Annotated in this window: 16 protein-coding genes; 8 read left to right on the forward strand and 8 right to left on the reverse strand. The window is 70.5% G+C overall.

Translation table 11 applies throughout. The features are described 5' to 3' along the window. Window positions 1-10: 10 nt before the first annotated feature. The gene (locus BJY18_RS22765) at window positions 11-1,318 is read right to left on the reverse strand and encodes a UDP-glucose dehydrogenase family protein (RefSeq protein ID WP_184781883.1); all 1,308 of its coding nucleotides are present in this window, start codon (window positions 1,316-1,318) and stop codon (window positions 11-13) included. Between the two features lie 160 nt (window positions 1,319-1,478). On the opposite strand from BJY18_RS22765, the gene BJY18_RS22770 reads away from it, so the two are divergent. Next, window positions 1,479-2,237, forward strand: coding sequence for an SDR family NAD(P)-dependent oxidoreductase (locus tag BJY18_RS22770; RefSeq protein WP_184781884.1), 759 nt, complete (start codon window positions 1,479-1,481; stop codon window positions 2,235-2,237). 7 nt (window positions 2,238-2,244) lie between these two features. Here the strand turns inward: BJY18_RS22770 and BJY18_RS22775 are convergent, their stop codons facing one another. Next, window positions 2,245-3,891 carry a TM0106 family RecB-like putative nuclease gene (locus tag BJY18_RS22775; RefSeq protein ID WP_184781885.1) on the reverse strand — a complete coding sequence of 549 codons (1,647 nt, stop codon included), beginning with the start codon at window positions 3,889-3,891 and terminating at the stop codon, window positions 2,245-2,247. A gap of 88 nt (window positions 3,892-3,979) precedes the next feature. On the opposite strand from BJY18_RS22775, the gene BJY18_RS22780 reads away from it, so the two are divergent. Next, entirely contained in the window at window positions 3,980-4,480 is a 501-nt protein-coding gene (locus tag BJY18_RS22780) for a DUF6474 family protein (RefSeq protein ID WP_184781886.1), read from the forward strand. 65 nt (window positions 4,481-4,545) lie between these two features. Here the strand turns inward: BJY18_RS22780 and BJY18_RS22785 are convergent, their stop codons facing one another. Genes BJY18_RS22785 through BJY18_RS22800 form a run of 4 tightly spaced genes read right to left on the reverse strand, consistent with a single transcriptional unit; the run spans window position 4,546 to window position 8,117 of the window. Beyond that, window positions 4,546-5,517 carry a glycine betaine ABC transporter substrate-binding protein gene (locus BJY18_RS22785; RefSeq protein ID WP_184781887.1) on the reverse strand — a complete coding sequence of 324 codons (972 nt, stop codon included), beginning with the start codon at window positions 5,515-5,517 and terminating at the stop codon, window positions 4,546-4,548. Beyond that, the gene (locus BJY18_RS22790; protein WP_184781888.1) at window positions 5,517-6,296 is read right to left on the reverse strand and encodes an ABC transporter permease; all 780 of its coding nucleotides are present in this window, start codon (window positions 6,294-6,296) and stop codon (window positions 5,517-5,519) included. Before BJY18_RS22790 ends, BJY18_RS22785 begins: the two co-directional genes overlap by 1 nt. Continuing rightward, window positions 6,293-7,483: an ABC transporter ATP-binding protein gene (locus BJY18_RS22795; RefSeq protein ID WP_184781889.1), complete on the reverse strand. Its 1,191-nt coding sequence runs from the start codon at window positions 7,481-7,483 to the stop codon at window positions 6,293-6,295. The genes BJY18_RS22790 and BJY18_RS22795 overlap by 4 nt, the downstream gene beginning before the upstream one ends. After that, window positions 7,470-8,117 carry an ABC transporter permease gene (locus tag BJY18_RS22800; RefSeq protein ID WP_184781890.1) on the reverse strand — a complete coding sequence of 216 codons (648 nt, stop codon included), beginning with the start codon at window positions 8,115-8,117 and terminating at the stop codon, window positions 7,470-7,472. The genes BJY18_RS22795 and BJY18_RS22800 overlap by 14 nt, the downstream gene beginning before the upstream one ends. 328 nt (window positions 8,118-8,445) lie before the next feature. On the opposite strand from BJY18_RS22800, the gene BJY18_RS22805 reads away from it, so the two are divergent. The 4 genes from BJY18_RS22805 to BJY18_RS22820 all read left to right on the forward strand — a co-directional run bounded on the left by BJY18_RS22805 (window position 8,446) and on the right by BJY18_RS22820 (window position 11,401). Beyond that, window positions 8,446-8,940, forward strand: coding sequence for a hypothetical protein (locus BJY18_RS22805; protein WP_184784780.1), 495 nt, complete (start codon window positions 8,446-8,448; stop codon window positions 8,938-8,940). Between the two features lie 114 nt (window positions 8,941-9,054). Further along, window positions 9,055-9,810 (forward strand): YcnI family copper-binding membrane protein, encoded by a 756-nt coding sequence (locus tag BJY18_RS22810; RefSeq protein WP_184781891.1) that lies wholly within the window; start codon window positions 9,055-9,057, stop codon window positions 9,808-9,810. Continuing rightward, a complete protein-coding gene (locus tag BJY18_RS22815; protein ID WP_184781892.1) occupies window positions 9,810-10,376 on the forward strand; it encodes a copper resistance CopC family protein in 567 nt (188 codons plus the stop codon). Before BJY18_RS22810 ends, BJY18_RS22815 begins: the two co-directional genes overlap by 1 nt. Further along, the gene (locus BJY18_RS22820; RefSeq protein WP_184781893.1) at window positions 10,373-11,401 is read left to right on the forward strand and encodes a CopD family protein; all 1,029 of its coding nucleotides are present in this window, start codon (window positions 10,373-10,375) and stop codon (window positions 11,399-11,401) included. The genes BJY18_RS22815 and BJY18_RS22820 overlap by 4 nt, the downstream gene beginning before the upstream one ends. A gap of 169 nt (window positions 11,402-11,570) precedes the next feature. Here the strand turns inward: BJY18_RS22820 and BJY18_RS22825 are convergent, their stop codons facing one another. Both BJY18_RS22825 and BJY18_RS22830 read right to left on the reverse strand, forming a co-directional pair. After that, the gene (locus BJY18_RS22825; RefSeq protein ID WP_184781894.1) at window positions 11,571-12,461 is read right to left on the reverse strand and encodes a phosphotransferase enzyme family protein; all 891 of its coding nucleotides are present in this window, start codon (window positions 12,459-12,461) and stop codon (window positions 11,571-11,573) included. A gap of 23 nt (window positions 12,462-12,484) precedes the next feature. Beyond that, the gene (locus tag BJY18_RS22830) at window positions 12,485-13,885 is read right to left on the reverse strand and encodes a helix-turn-helix transcriptional regulator (RefSeq protein ID WP_184781895.1); all 1,401 of its coding nucleotides are present in this window, start codon (window positions 13,883-13,885) and stop codon (window positions 12,485-12,487) included. Window positions 13,886-14,204: 319 nt separating this feature from the next. On the opposite strand from BJY18_RS22830, the gene BJY18_RS22835 reads away from it, so the two are divergent. Together BJY18_RS22835 and BJY18_RS22840 are read left to right on the forward strand one after the other, a co-directional pair. Further along, window positions 14,205-14,546, forward strand: a complete 342-nt coding sequence (locus BJY18_RS22835) for a hypothetical protein (RefSeq protein WP_184781896.1) — start codon at window positions 14,205-14,207, stop codon at window positions 14,544-14,546. 14 nt (window positions 14,547-14,560) lie between these two features. Next, window positions 14,561-14,986 carry a hypothetical protein gene (locus BJY18_RS22840; RefSeq protein WP_184781897.1) on the forward strand — a complete coding sequence of 142 codons (426 nt, stop codon included), beginning with the start codon at window positions 14,561-14,563 and terminating at the stop codon, window positions 14,984-14,986. Window positions 14,987-15,354: the final 368 nt, after the last annotated feature.

The raw sequence follows: 15,354 nt of genomic DNA on the forward strand, positions 1-15,354 counted from the left end.
CAGAAGAACGTCAGGAAACCGCCACCTGCCGCCGCGCCGCGCGGGGGCGGCCGACGCCCTGCCAGGACAGGCCGGCGTCGAGGATCATCCGCGGGTCGAGCAGGTTGCGGGTGTCCACCACGTCGTCGCCCTCCATCGCCTCGGCCATCGCGGGCCAGTCGAGATTGCGGAACTCGGCCCATTCGGTGAGCACCACGACCACGTCCGCGTCCTTGGCCACCTGGTACGGGTCGTCGACCACGGTCATCCCGTCGATCCCGCCGGAGACCGCCGGGTCGTAGGCGGTGATCTCCGCGCCCAGCGCGCCGAGCACCGAGGACACCGCCAGCGCGGGCGAATCCCGCAGATCGTTCGTGCCCGCCTTGAACGCGAGGCCGAGCACGCCGATCCGGGCGCCGGCCAGTGTCCCGCCGCAGGCACCGGCGATCTTGGCCACCACCCGGTCGCGCTGCGCGATGTTCTCGCCGATCGCCGAGGTCAGCATGCGGAAGTCGTAGTCCACCGATTCGGCGACCTTCACCAGCGCGCTGGTGTCCTTCGGCAGGCAGGACCCGCCCCAGCCCGGCCCGGGCCTGAGGAACGTCCGGCCGATCCGCCGGTCGTAGCCCATGCCTTCGGTGACCAGGTCGATGTCCGCGCCGAGCCGTTCGCACAGTTCGGCCATCGAGTTCACATAGGACAGTTTGAGCGCGAGGAAGCAGTTCGCCGCGTACTTCACCAGCTCCGCGCTCGCCGCGTCGGCGAGTACGACCGGCGCGGCGAGGCCGGCGTACAGCTCGCCGACCCAGCGTGCCGCGGCAGGTGCGTCGGAGCCGACCACGATCCGGTCCGGATGCAGGAAGTCCCGTACCGCGGTGCTCTCACGCAGGAACTCCGGATTGGACACCACCGGCACGTCGTCCCGGCCGATCATCGCGCGGATCCGCTGCGCGGTACCGACCGGCACGGTCGACTTGGTGATCACCGCACAGCCGGACGGCAGTACGTCACCGATCTCCGCGGTCACCGCCTCCACCGCACGCAGGTCCGCGGACCCACCCGCACCCATCGGCGTCGGCACGCAGAGGAACACCCCCTCGGCGCCACGCACCGCGTCCCGTGCGCCGACGACGAACGTCAGCCGTCCGCTGCCCAGCCCGCGTTCGACGAGTTCGGCCAGCCCCGGTTCGAGGATGTCCACCTGCCCGGCCGACAGCCGTGCCACCTTCACCTTGTCCACGTCCACGCAGGTGACGCGATGTCCCAGGCTCGCGAGACACGCCCCCGTGGTCAATCCGACGTATCCGGTCCCCACCACGACGATCCGAGCAGCGCTCATAGTGCACGAAGGTGACAGCCGGAGTTGACCGCAGCGCTAACGGAAGTGGACGCGGCCGAATACTCCTCGCGACGAGGAGCGGGTGAGACGGCACACGCCTGCGCGGCGCGAACGAGCGTTAACCTTCTGGCAGGAGCCCGCAGCAGGAGGAAGGCAGCACATGCAGATCACCGACACCGCAGCGCTCGTCACCGGCGGCGCCTCGGGCCTGGGCGGGGCCACCGCCAGGGCACTGGCCGCCAAGGGCGCGCGGGTGTTCGCGCTCGACCTCGCCGCCTCGATCGAGAAGGCCGAGCAGGTCGAGGGCGTCACCTACGTCGAGGCCGACGTGACCGACCCGGACCAGGTCCAGGTGGCCGTCGACACCGCGGCCGGCTCCGGCGTACCGCTGCGCACCGTGGTCAACTGCGCCGGGATCGGCCCGTCCGCGCGCATCCTGTCGAAGAAGGGCCGGCACGACCTCGCGCTGTACGCGAAGGTCATCCAGATCAACCTGATCGGCACGTTCAACGTCCTCACGGTCGCGTCGGAAGCGATCGCGAAGACCGAACCGCTCGCCGACGACGCCCGCGGCGTCATCATCAACACCGCGTCGGTCGCCGCCTACGAGGGGCAGATCGGGCAGGTCGCCTACGCCTCCTCGAAGGGCGGGGTGGTGGGCCTGACCCTGCCGGCCGCGCGCGACCTGGCCTCGCACGGAATCCGCGTGCTGACCATCGCGCCCGGCATCGTCGACACGCCGATGCTCGCCACGGTCAGCGACGAGTTCCGCGCCACGCTTTCGGCCGGGGTGCCGTTCCCGAAGCGGCTGGCCCGCCCGGACGAGTACGCGCAGCTCGCGCTGTCCTTGATCGACCACGACTACCTCAACGGCGAGGTCGTCCGGATGGACGGTTCGCTGCGGATGGCTCCGCGCTGAGGCGGAGTCAGAGGTCGAGCATGTAGGGCACTTCGGCGTCGGCCCGGCTGGTCATCCACTCGCGCAGCGCGTGGGTGGCCAGCACGTCGTCCTCGTTGTAGCGCAGCAGCCGCTCGCGCTGGCTCTCGTCCGGGACCGCGCCGTCCATGCCGACCGCGTCGCGGTACCAGCGCATGGACGCTTCGCCGCCGGCTTCCGGGTCACGCCACGAGAACCCGGCCACCGGGGCGATCACCTTGAGCCCCTTGCCCCGGGAGCACAGGAACTGGTCGGTGACGCTGCGGAACAGGTCCACCCACTCTTCGGAATCCACAAAGGACTGAATGGCGGCCTTGGCGGGGATCCCGGGGTACGCACCGAAGCGTTCGGCCGAGCCGAACAGCCAGCGGTTCTCGGCGAGTGCGTTGTAGCAGTAGGCGCGGAAGGTCAGCCCCGCGGCGTGCGTACGTTCGCGGATGTCGGTGAACCAGGCCCAGAACTGCGCGAACGAACGTGCCTCGTCGTCGGTGGGCAGCGGATCCCAGGTCGCGAACGCGCGATACCCCTGCGGCACACCGATGTCCACTCCGGACAGCCAGGTGCCCCAGAGGTAGGCACCCGCGTCGCCGAAGCTCTCCATGTCGACGTCGATCTCGACGTCCGCCCTCGACACCCGCACCCGGGGCGCGCGGCGGACCACCGTCAGGTCGGCCAGCCACGCCCGCGCGAGCATGATCGCGTCGGTGAACGTGCCGCCGGTCCAGTTCCTCGTCGGCGCCTCGGCCGCCGGGTCGAGCGCGGCCAGCTCGTCCACAGTGGACACCCCGGCCTTGCGCAGCTCCCCGGCGTCCTCCCCGCGTACCACGAGGCTCACGTCGCGGCTTTCGGTGAGCGCCACCTCGCAGGTGGGCCAGAACGGACACCGCCGGCACTCCAGCACCCGCGAAGGGGCGGCCAGCGCCTCGGCGCCGGTCGCGGCCGCGGTGGCCACCGCGAGCCGGTCGGCGAACCGGGCGTCGTACTCGTCCAGCGCACTACGTCCGCCCGGCCAGGTGCCCGCGGTGAGGTCGTGCCACACCACCACGTCGGCATCCAGCCCGATCACACCGCCGACCGCACGGTCGGGCTCGGCCTTCCCGTAGGTCTGCAGCATCCGGCGCAGATGTGCCAGCCGCAGCTGGTCCCGCGGCTGCGCACGGACCTTGCGTGCCTCGTCCGGACCGCGGTGTGCCGGGTCCAGATCCGTGAGCACGGTGGTCGGCGCGCCTTGCCCGCGGTCGGTGATCCGGTGCCGCACCACGAGCACCGGGACGTACCCGGTCGCGGTGCGCACGAGCAGGTCCACTCCGCCGCGGCGGTGGCCGACCGGATCACCGGGCAGCAGCGCGCCCCAGATGTACTGCGCCCCTTCGGCGAAGGCCTCTTCGGTACGCAGCACGCGTTCCGCGGCCGGAAGCGCCCGCTTGATGTGCACCCAGGTGGCGTCCGGTCCGGTGGCCTCGGCGAGCTGCCGGGCGATGGCTTCGCGGTGCGCGGTGGCGTCGTCGATACGTTGCTGGGCGGTCGGGTCCGGCGGCGGCAGCGGCACGTCGCGCATGTCCGGGTCGTGCTCCAGGTGCACCCGGCGCCGGCACCGGCTGACCGCGCCCGCGTCGAGCAGCACCTCGTCTCCCATGACGATCACTCTATCCGCCGCGAGCCGACATGCCCGCCACCGCCGGGACCAGTAAGTTCGAGCCCGACACGGCGTTGGAGGTAGGGCCATGGCGCGCAAGGCCAAGGAGAACACGGCCACAGAGAGCAAGGCCAAGAAGAAGCAGGACGTGGGTGAAGCCCGGATCACCCCGAAGAAGGCGAAGAACGCGGTCGCGGTGGCCAAGGTGCTCGGCCCCGCGGTGCTTCCGGTGGTCGCGCCGTACGCGATCCGCGCCGCGGGAGCGGCCCGTGAGGCCTACGACCGCTACCAGGCGCGCAAGCTCGGCGTGGCGGTGGACCAGCTCGGCGAGTACACCGGCCGCGGCGCGGGGCTGCACGCGCGGATCGCCGGTCTCGTACAGGGGCTCGGTGAGCTGCGGAAGTCGGGGAAGGCCACCGACGCGGACCGGAAGTTCGCCGACGAGGCACAGTCGACGCTGGAGCAGCTCTCGGCCACCGTGCGCGCCGCGGAACGGATGCCCGCGCCGCGCCGCAAGGCCGCACACCGCGGCGTGACCGGCGAGCTGGCGCGCCTGGAGGACCAGCTCCTGCACCGGCTGGGCGTCTGAACACACCCGTGCAGCCGTGAAGGCCCCTTTCAGAGAACTGAAAGGGGCCTTCACGGACTTCGGGGCTATTTGATGAAGCCCTTCTTGAGCATCCAGTCGTGGGCGACGGTGCCGGCGTCCTTGCCGTCCACGTCGACCTGTTTGCACAGCTCGACCATCTGCTTGTTGTCGATCGCCGCGGTCACCTTCTCCAGCGGACCGCGAATCTCCGGATGCTGGTTCAGGAAGTCGGTGCGCAACGTCACCGCGGCGTTGTACTGCGGGAACGCCTTCTTGTCGTCCTCGAGCACGCGCAGGTTCAGCCCCTGGATCCGGCCGTCGGTGGTGAACACCTCACCGATCGGGCAGGTGCCGTTGGCCACCGCGGAGTAGATCGTGCCGATCCCGAAGTTCTCGATCTTCGGGTTCTTCAGGCCGTAGGCCTTGACCGCCGCCGGGAACCCGTCCTGCCGGCTGGTGAACTCCGTCTCCAGGCAGAACTGCGCCTGGTCCGGGTTCTGCGTGAGGAAGTTCGCCAGGTCCGAGGTGGTCTTGAGGTTGTTCTTCTTCGCGTAGGCCTCCGTGGTGGCGAAGGCGTACTGGTCGTTGAGCGGCGAGTACTTCAGCCAGGTGACGCCGAACTTCTCCGCGTCCGCCTTCGCGGTCGCGTCGTACTGCGCCTGCTCCCCGCCGGGTACCGGCAGCTCGTTGCCCTGGTAGTTGATCCAGCCGGTGCCGGTGTACTCCCAGGCCAGGTCGCTCTGCCCGTTCAGCAGCGCCTGCCGCGACGAGTTCGAGCCCTTGATGTCGGTCAGGTCCACCACGTCCGCGCCGGCCGCGGACAACGCCATCTCGGCCATGTAGCCGAGGATGATGTTCTCCGTGAAGTCCTTCGATCCGACGATCACCCGCTGCCCCTGCAGCTGGGGGATCGGCTGGATGGAACCGGGCTGGATCGAGTACGGCAGTGCGGTGTTGAGGTCGAGCCCGCAGGCCGACAGCGTCCCGGCCAGTACCGCGGCACCGGCCAGCGCGCCCGCCTTCTTCAGGACGTTCATCAGCGCAACCCCTTCGGTCCGAAGTACTGTTCGGCCACCGCGCCCAGCCAGTCGACCAGCAGCGCCAGCGCGACGGCCAGCACCGAACCGGTGATCAGCACCTTGGTCAGGTTGAGCTTGTAGCCGGTATCGATCAGGAGCCCGAACCCGCCCGCGTTGACGAACATGCCGAACGTCGCGGTACCCACGGCCAGCACCAGCGACGTACGCAGGCCGGCCAGGATCAGCGGGATGGCGAGCGGGAACTCCACCCGCCACAGCACCTTCGACGCGGACATCCCGATCCCGCGTCCGGCGTCCACCAGTGCCGGGTCCACCTGCTGGATGCCGACCATGGTGTTGCGCAGCACCGGCAGCAGCGAGTAGAAGGCCAGCGGCAGCGCGGCCACCCACAGCCCGCCGGTCGCACCGGTGAAGATGAACCACAGCACCAGCACACCCAGCGCGGGCGCGGCCTGCCCGATGTTCGCGACGGCGAGGAAGACCGGCGCGAGCCAGCGAGCCCACGGCCGGGTCACCATCACCCCGAGCGGCACCGCGACCAGCACCACGATCGCGGTGACCACGATGGTCATCAGCACGTGGTCGCGCAGCGCGGTGAGCAGCGAGGTCGCGTTGAGCGTGCCCGCCTCGGTGGCGGTCACCCCGGTGCCGAAGACGATGCCGAGCGTGACCGCGACGATCACCAGCACCGCGATCGGCTGGGCGAGCAGGCGGACGCGGTCGGCCCGGCGGGAGCCGGACTCGGTGCTGAACCCCGTGTCGACGGCCGCGGTCATGCCGAAGCCCCTTCGCCGGCGGTCTCCTCGGCGTCACTGGCGTAGTCGTCACGCAGCTGCTGGATGGTCGCGATGACCGTCTCCAGCTTGATCGTGCCGGCGTACTCCCCGCGCGAACCCGTGACCGGCACCGAACCACCCTCGGCGAGCATCGCCTCGAGCGCGTCCTGCAACGTCGACTGCAGGCTCACGATGTCGCGCAGCGGCTTGCCCACCGAGCCCAGCGACGTGGCGTTCGTCAGCTCACGCGCGTGCACCCAGCGCACCGGACGGCGCCGCTGGTCGAGCACGAGCGCGAACTGCTTGCGCTGGGTACTGAGCTTCTCGCGCACCGCGGCAGGCGATTCGTCGACAGTGGTGGTGAGCGCGTCCTGCTGCAGCTCGACGTCGCGCACCCGCATCAGGGTCAGCTGCTTGAGCGAAGCACCGGCACCGACGAAACCGGCCACGGTGTCGTCCGCCGGGTTCGCCAGGATCGACTCCGGTGTGTCGTACTGCAGGATCTTCGACTGGTTGCCGAGCACCGCGATCTTGTCGCCGAGCTTCACCGCCTCGTCGAAATCGTGCGTGACGAACACGATCGTCTTCTTCAGGTCGGTCTGCAGCCGCAGCAGCTCGTCCTGCAGGTTGCCGCGGGTGATCGGGTCGACCGCGCCGAACGGCTCGTCCATCAGCAGCACCGGCGGGTCCGCGGCGAGCGCACGGGCCACGCCGACGCGCTGCTGCTGACCACCGGAGAGCTGGCGAGGATAGCGGTCGCGGAACTCGGCCGCGTCCAGCCCGACCAGGTCCATCATCTCCTCGACCCGGTCGGTGACCTTCTTCTTGTCCCAGCCGAGCAGACCCGGCACCACGCCGATGTTCTGCGACACGGTGAAGTGCGGGAACAGCCCGGCCTGCTGGATCGCGTACCCGATCCGCCTGCGCAGCGTGTCGACGTCGAGCTTGAGCGCGTCGTCGCCGCCGATGGTGATCCGGCCGGACGTCGGCTGGACCAGCCGGTTGATCATCCGCATCGTGGTGGTCTTGCCGCAGCCCGACGGGCCGACGAACACGACGATCTTGCCGGCGGGCACGACCATCGAGAAATCGTCCACGGCCGGGACGCGGGTTCCGGAGTAGCGCTTGGTGACGTGGTCCAGCTCGATCTCGACGCCGGAGACTTCGGTGGGCTCAGACACGGACACCCCTCGGGATGGTGAATCGCTTGATCAGGACAAAGATGCCGTCGAGCACGAGGGCGAGGATGACCACGCCCAGCGTGCCGGTGAGGGCTTGGTTCAGGGAGTTCGTGCTGCCCGCGTTCGTCAGGCCGGAGAAGACCTGCGAGCCGAGGCCGGGTCCCTTCGCGTAGGCCGAGATGACCGCGATGCCCATCAGCATCTGGGTGGCCACGCGCATCCCGGTGAGGATGGCGGGCCAGGCCAGCCGCAGCTCGACCCGGGTGAGCACGGACGTCCGGCTCATCCCGATCCCGCGTGCGGCGTCGGTGATCGCCGGATCGACGCTGTCGAGGCCGACGATCGTGTTGCGCACGATCGGCAGCAGCCCGTAGAGCACCAGCGCGATCACCGCGGTCGTCGAGCCGAGGCCGGACAGCGGGATCAGCAGGCCCAGCAGGGCGAAGGACGGGACGGTGAGGATCGTGCTGGCCAGCGCGGTGGCGACAGCGGAACCGATGGCACTGCGGTACACGGCGATGCCGATCAGCACGCCCAGCACGGCGGCGATGATCGTGCACTGCACGACCAGGCTGGTGTGGAGATAGGCCTGCAGCAGTAACTTGTCCCACCGGTCCGAGATGTACTCGAAGAGGTTCATCCGTATTCGTTCTCCCGCTGCGTGTGTACTCCGCGCGTCACCCGTTCGGAGTAGCCCATCGATCGGCAGAGTGACTACCCACTATGACGGCGGGTAAACCCTGCAGCTGTCTGTGGTTGTCCACCGTTTCCTATTGCGGGCCTTACGGCAACCGAAGTAACCACCTCGGCCGGACGGTCTTTACCTGATCGAAATGGGTTCACCTGTGCGTTTCACGCCGAAGTTCACCATTCGAGAGGCTTCGGTCACCCAGCGGAGTGCCGATAGGCTTGCCCCGGTGAGCACTCCGGGCAGGTACCGCGGCGCACTCGCGGCCGCTCGCGGCGCACTGCTTGCCGTCAGTTCGGCGTCACTCGCTGTCACCGCGCACGCCGTGGCGGACGGCGGTCTGCCGGACACCGCGCTCACCCTGCTGCTCACCGCGCTGCTCGGCTGGACCGCCACCGCGCTCGCCGGGCGCGCCCGCGGACCGCTCGCCACGATCGCCGTGCTCGGCGGCGGCCAGCTGCTGATGCACCTGGTGCTCACCACACTGTCCGGGCACGAGCACGGTTCCGCGCCGGGCCGCCCGGATGGCTGGGCGATGACCGCCACGCACGCGATCGCCACCCTGGTTACAGCGCTGCTGCTGGCCCGCGCGGACGCGATGCTGCTCGGCGTCCTGCACGCGCTCCGGACGATCCTTCCCGCGCTGCCCCGGCCCTTGCCGGTCCCCGCCGCCGCGGGTGCGCCGCTGCCGCCCCGGCCGGCCGAAGCCACCACGCTCCTGCAGACCGACCTCCGCCGCATACGCCGCCGGCGTGGCCCACCACAGCACTCCTGAACCCAACGTGTGTGTCCAAGCCGGTTCGGACCGGACTCAGCACTCACGCCCCCTTTCCCACTCTCCCGGCGTGCGGCGCGTCCGTCGTCGGCTCATTCCTGTTCAGGAGCAGTTGTGTCCCCTCACGTCATCCGGCGCGCCGGCGTGCTCGCCGCCACCGTCGCGGCCACCGGCCTGCTCGGCGCGGGCATCGCGTCGGCACACGTCACCGCCAACGTCTACGGCGAGCAGCCGAGCAAGGGCGGCTACGGCACGATCTTCTTCCGCGTCCCCAACGAGGACGCCACCCAGGGCACGGTCAAGCTCGAGGTCGACCTCAAACCGGAGTACGGCGTCGGCAGCGTGCGCACCAAGCCGATCCCCGGCTGGAGCGCCGCGGTCACCAAGTCGCCGCTGGCCCAGCCGGTGACCACCGCGTCCGGCACCAAGATCACCGAGGCGGTCACCAAGGTGGTGTGGACCGCGCAGGCCGGGACGAAGATCGGTCCGGACGAGTTCCAGGAGTTCGAGATCAGCGGCGGCCCGCTGCCGGGCAACGTCGACGAGCTCGCCTTCCCGGCCATCCAGACCTACGACGGTGGCAAGGTCGTTTCGTGGAACGAGCCGACCCCCGCCAGTGGCGAGGAACCCGAGCACCCGGCGCCCACGGTGAAGCTGGCGGCAGCGGAGTCCGAGGACGGGCACGACGCGGCTGCCTCGTCGGACACCTCGTCGGGCACCGGGACCGAGGCCGCCTCGGCGTCGTCGGACACCACCGCGCGCTGGCTCGGCGGGGCCGGCCTGGTGGTCGGCGCGCTCGGGCTCGGGATCGGCGCGGGTGCCGTGCTGCGCTCCCGCCGTCCCGCGACGAAGACCGAAGGAACCAAGTGATGCGGAAAACCCTCCTCGCGCTGGCGATCGCCGGGGTGGCCCTGTTCGCCACGGCCACCCCGGCGCTGGCGCACAACGTGCTGATCGGCTCCGACCCCGGCAACGGCGCGTCGGTGGCGAAGGGACCGTCGAAGGTCACGCTGACCTTCGACCAGTACGTGCAGAACGCGGACGTCAACCAGATCGCGGTGACCGGGCCGAACGGCGGACAGTGGGCCGAGGGGCCGGTCACCGTGGAGAACAACGTGCTCAGCGCCCCGCTGCGCGCGCTCGGCCCGGCGGGCAAGTACACGATCGGCTACCGCATCCTGTCCGCGGACGGGCATCCGGTGTCCGGGGAGATCCCGTTCACGCTCACCACCGCGGGCACCGGCACGCCGGCGAGCGTGGACGCGGCCAAGGCGGCCGGTGCGCCGGCGTCGGCCGCACCGGCCGCGGATTCCTCCTCCTCGGGCGGGGTGCCGATCTGGGTGTGGATCGCCGGCGCGGTCGTGCTGCTGGCGATCGGGCTGACCGTGGCGCTGCGCACCGGCCGGGACCCGGGTGCGGAGAAGGAAGACCAGTGACCCGTGCCGAGACCACCTCGCAGGTCCGCTGGGCCACGCTGCTGTGCGTGGTCACCGCCGGGCTGCTGGGCGCGCTGATCGGTGTCGCGCTCACCGCGTCCGCGCCCGTCCCGGGTGTGGTGGAACCCAGCGAGGTGGTCTCGGCCGCCATCCCGATCGTGCGCGTGCTGATGGACCTGTCCGCGGTCACGACGATCGGGCTGGCGCTGCTGTCCGTGCTGGTCGGTTACGACCGGCCGAAACTCACCGAGCCCGTGCTGCGCAAGGCGCGGCCGGCCGCGGTCGCCGCCGCGCTGGTGTGGGCGGCCTGCTCGGTGGTCGCGCTGATCCTGCAGACCGCGGAGTACAAGCCGGGCTCGCCGACGCTCACCCCGGCCGACATCGGCGCCTACATCTCCGAGGTGGGCGCGGGCAAGGCGCTGGTCATCGTCGCGGTGCTGGCGCTGCTGCACGCGGTGCTCGGGTTCTTCGCCGTGCGCAAGGGCGAGAAGGTGCCGGCCGAGGTCCGGGTGGGCGTGGGAATGTTCGCGCTGCTGCCGTTGCCGGTCACCGGCCACGCGGCGAACTGGACCTACCACGACTACACGATGATCTCGCTGGAGCTGCACGTGATGAGCGCGGTCGCCTGGTGTGGCGGCCTCGGCGCGATGATCGTGCTGCTCGCCGCCAACCGCACGCTGCTCGGCCACGCGCTGCCCCGGTTTTCCAAACTGGCCACGCTGTGCCTGATGCTGTCGTCGGTGACCGGCCTGTTCAACGGCATCGTGGAAATCCTGGCGAACCCGACGATCGGCTTCTGGGCCGGGCTGTTCACCACGCCCTACGGTCAGCTGATGCTGCTCAAGTTGCTGTGCACCGGCGTCATCGCGCTGCTGGCGGCGAACCTCCGCTGGCGGCTGATGCCGCGGATCGTGCGTCACCAGCGGACCGCGATCGCCTCGTGGGCGACGCTCGAGCTGACCGTGATGGGGCTGGCGTTCGGCTTCGCCGTGGTGCTCACCCGGGCACCGGTCAGCCTCACCTGACGGTCGATCTCACTTTCTGTAGTGGCAAGTTGCACTATGGGATTAGCACTGCTCCGGATGGGGCGAACTGCCGGGCCGAATTTTCTGCACAGAGCACGACCGTGTCAGCCATCCACGGGTAAGCGACGAACGGTCGTCTGCAGTCTGCGAATGCACGTGCACACGGGTGTCACCGGTAGCGCGCCCACTGCGTGTCCGTACGGCCGCTGCGCAGGTCGGCGAGGCGCCGGCGCAGTTCGGACCGCACCGGCGGATGACTGCGCAGGATCGGCAGCACGCTGGTGGTCAGCTTCAGCTCCCGCACCGCACGCAGCACGGCGAACCCGGACCACGCCGTCACGTCGAAGCCGTACGCGCGGGCGAACTCCGCGTACTGCCACGGCGGATCCCCGAACCGCTCACGGCCGACCGCGAGCGGCGTCAGGTCCCATTCCGGCGGGCCGACGCAGGACGAGTCGAAATCGCAGAGCACCGGACCGTCCGGGCCAGGGATCAGGTTGCCCGGGTACGCGTCCCCGTGCACGAACCCCGTGGCCAGCGGGAAATCCAGGCCGGCCAGCCGGTCCTCGACCTCGGCGCAGCGCGCCAGCAGGAACCGCCGGTCGCTCTCGGCCAGCTCCTCCGCGTCCTGCACGCGCGCCCGCACCGTACGCAGCGGCGTCCACTCGACGAGCCCGGCCGGCGGGGCCAGATCGTGCACCCGGTGCAGCAGCTCGGCCAGCTGCGCGGGCGAGGCGGGCGGTCCGGTGACCGGGACCCGGTGCCAGACCGTGACCAGATGCCCGTCCACGTGCATCGGCTGGTCGACGCCCTCGAGCAACCGCACCGCGGGAATGCCGTGCCGGGCGAAGTGCTCGGCCACGCGCACGACCGTGCCGACGCGGTGACGCAACCGGGTGGAGCCGACGATCCGCACCACCACCGGCGCGCGGACCAGCGCGTACACGGCGTTGTTGGTGAATCGCAGCAACTGCGCACCGGACGGGTCCAGCTCCAGCCGCTCACACGTCGACGTCAGCACGCGGCGGAGCTTCCCGGGCGTGAACCGCCCGTCGGACACCGTGGCGAGGAGGATCGGCCGGCTCAGGCGGCGTAGAAGATCTTGAGCCGGTCGGCGAGGTCCCGGGCATCGGCGTTGTTCCGGCGCCGTTCGGCCTCCGTCTGCAGCGGGCGCATCCGGTCCTTGACCCGCGCGGACTTGATGCTCTCCGCGCAGTCGATCGCCTTGGCCCCGACCTTCGCCCCGTGGTCGATGTCGCCGTCGAGCAGGTGGTTGGTGGCAAGTGCGCTGAGCATGAACGTCTTGCTGCGCGCCATGTCGTCGGTGTAGGCGTCGACCGCCCTGGTCAGCGCCGGGATCGCGTACTTGGTGTGCTCCGGGTTCTTCTGCGCCAGCACGGTGTGCACGGTGCCGGTCATCGCGTAGACGTCAGTCTCGTTGAAGAACTTCACCCAGGACTCGGCGTTGGCGACGTCGGCGCGGGTGAACTCGTCCTTGCTCCGGCCGAGCAGCTTCACCGCCTGGTCCTCGTTGCCCATCATCGCGTAGGCCCACGCCTCGTTGGCGCACAGCACGGCGACCGCCAGCTCGGAACCGGATTCCTGCGCGGCGATCTGGCCGAGCTGGAAGAGCTTGAGCGCGTCGTTCGGCGCGTCCTGGTGCAGGTAGACCCGGCCCATCCGGTACAGCACGTTCGCCACCAGCGGATGGCTGTCGCCCTGTTTGGCCAGGTCCAGCGCCTGCGCGAAATGTCCGCGCGCGGAGTCCATCAGCCCGGTGTCGAACGAGGTCCAGCCCGCAAGGCTGTGCAGATCGGCGATCGCGGTGAACAGGCGCTGTTTGACCGGCTCGGCGGAACTGGAGTCGAGCATCTGCTGGCCCCAGCTCAGCTGCGCGACGACGGCGTCGCGGCAGAACCCGCCGCCGTACTGGTAGTCGAGCGAGCGCAGTGCCCTGGTCGCCGCCTCCACCTGGCGCACGTCGGTCATGCCGATGCGCCCGGGGGCGGGCGTGCGCGCGGGAGCTTCCGACCACGTCCCGGATTCCGATCCGAACACCGCCGCACCCATCGTGACCTGGGCGGCGTGCGCGAGGAACCTCCGTCGCTTCACGGACTCGTCCTCCTCAGCCTGCCGGCCGTCGGCGGCGCCGACGACCCGGGTCGCCGTGGTCTCGTCGTAGGCGAGACCCATGTATCCACGGGGGACACCCAGGCCGTCGGCGATTCTCGTGAGCACGTCGTAGGCCATGACCTGGCGACCCTTGAGGATCTCCGACACCTCGGACTGCGATTGGCCGGTCATCGCCGCGATCTGCCGCTGCGATACCCCGTGCTTGCGCAACAGGCGGTACACGGCACTGATCTCGCGGCCGGCAAGGGCCGACCGCATCTCGGGCTGTTCCCATGCCTCGGCCGGGACCGGGCTACCCGGCCGGACCTCGGCGCCGGGGAGTCCGGAACCTTTGCCAGTACTGGCGTCCATCGCGCACCCTCACCGTCTTTCGGGCGTCTGCTGGCACCCTAAGCACACTGCGAGAACCTTGTGAAACCAGTGGACAGCGGGTCTGATCGGCCGAACTGAACTCCACTGACCGCTTACCGTGGAACCCCGCCCGGTCACCGCTATGACGCGGTTTCGACCTTCTCTCGCACCCGGTTTCACCTCACTGTAGTTGTCAGATCTCCGTCACCGCCCGGACACCGGCAGCGATCACGGAGAGCGATGAACCCGACGACACAGATCTGCCGGCGGGGATGCATCCGGCAAGGTGCATCCCGGCGACGAGGAGCGTGGAGGGCCAGTGGAGTTCATGGACTCGCTCGGTGGAGGACAAGCCGGGACCGCGGTGCGGTCCGTCCGGCCGGGCTCCCCGGGCGCCCAGGGAGTCGTCACGGCGTCCCGTCCGGCTCCGGCCGTCACCGATCCCCGCACCGCGGGCGTCCGGCACTACGAGGGCGGGCAGCTCGTGTGGCGCGTGCAGTGCGGCGATCTGATCAGCCGTGAGCGGGCCGTCACGGTGTTCGTCGAGGAGGGCGAGGTCGTGGTGGTGTCCCCGCCCGGGGAGACCGCGCGTCTCACGTCCGGTCAGCTCGGCCAGCTCCGGGCCGCGCTCAACGAAGCCGCCAAGCTGGCGGAAAGGTAACGGTGAGCTTCTCCATGGATCAGGTACTCGGGCAGGTCCTGCGCAACGCGGTGTGGGAACGCCTCGACATGCTGACCGAGCTGGCGCAGCGCGCCGACGCCCCGTCGCTCGTCTCGGTGGCCCGTTCGGAACTGCCACGGCTGGCCGAGGGCTGGCGGGCCATGCTGCAGGCGCACGAACCCGACGAGCGCGGCGACTGCCCCACCTGCTCGACCCGGTGGCACCGCTGCAAGGCGCCGTGCTCGGTGTGGCAGGTGGCGCACGAACACCTCGTCGCCGGCGGCCTCGCCCCGCACGCCCTGTCCCACGGCCAGCCCACCACCGGCCCCGGCACCCGGCGCGGCCTGGTCCCCGGCCAGACGCGACGCGCCGAGCGCCCGACCCCCGCCGAGACCACCGGCAGGCACGCACTGGTGACCCCCCGCCCGGTCACCGCCTGAGCCGGTCCTCTACCCGCGCACCATCCGCACCACAGATCGGCCGGGCCCGGCCGATCACCGCAGGACCGCACCACCCGCACCGACCGATCCACTCGATCGAGCACCGCGGTACCCCCGATCGGCCTCACCCGGCCGATCACCGCACGCACCGCAGACCCGACTGCCCTGGCCGGTCACCGCAGCACCTGGACCGGCCCAGCCAGTCGAACACCCGAGACCGGCCCCACCCCGCCGGTCACCGCACCACCCACGACCGGCCCCCCTGGCCGGTCACCGCACCACCCCGTGGTCGGCCCGCCTGGCCGATCACCGCACCACCCCGAGACCCGGGCGCCGGCTGACCCCCGACCGGTCGGCGCCCGCCCCGG

The sequence above is a fragment of the Amycolatopsis jiangsuensis genome, assembly GCF_014204865.1.
Classification (GTDB): Bacteria; Actinomycetota; Actinomycetes; order Mycobacteriales; family Pseudonocardiaceae; genus Amycolatopsis; species Amycolatopsis jiangsuensis.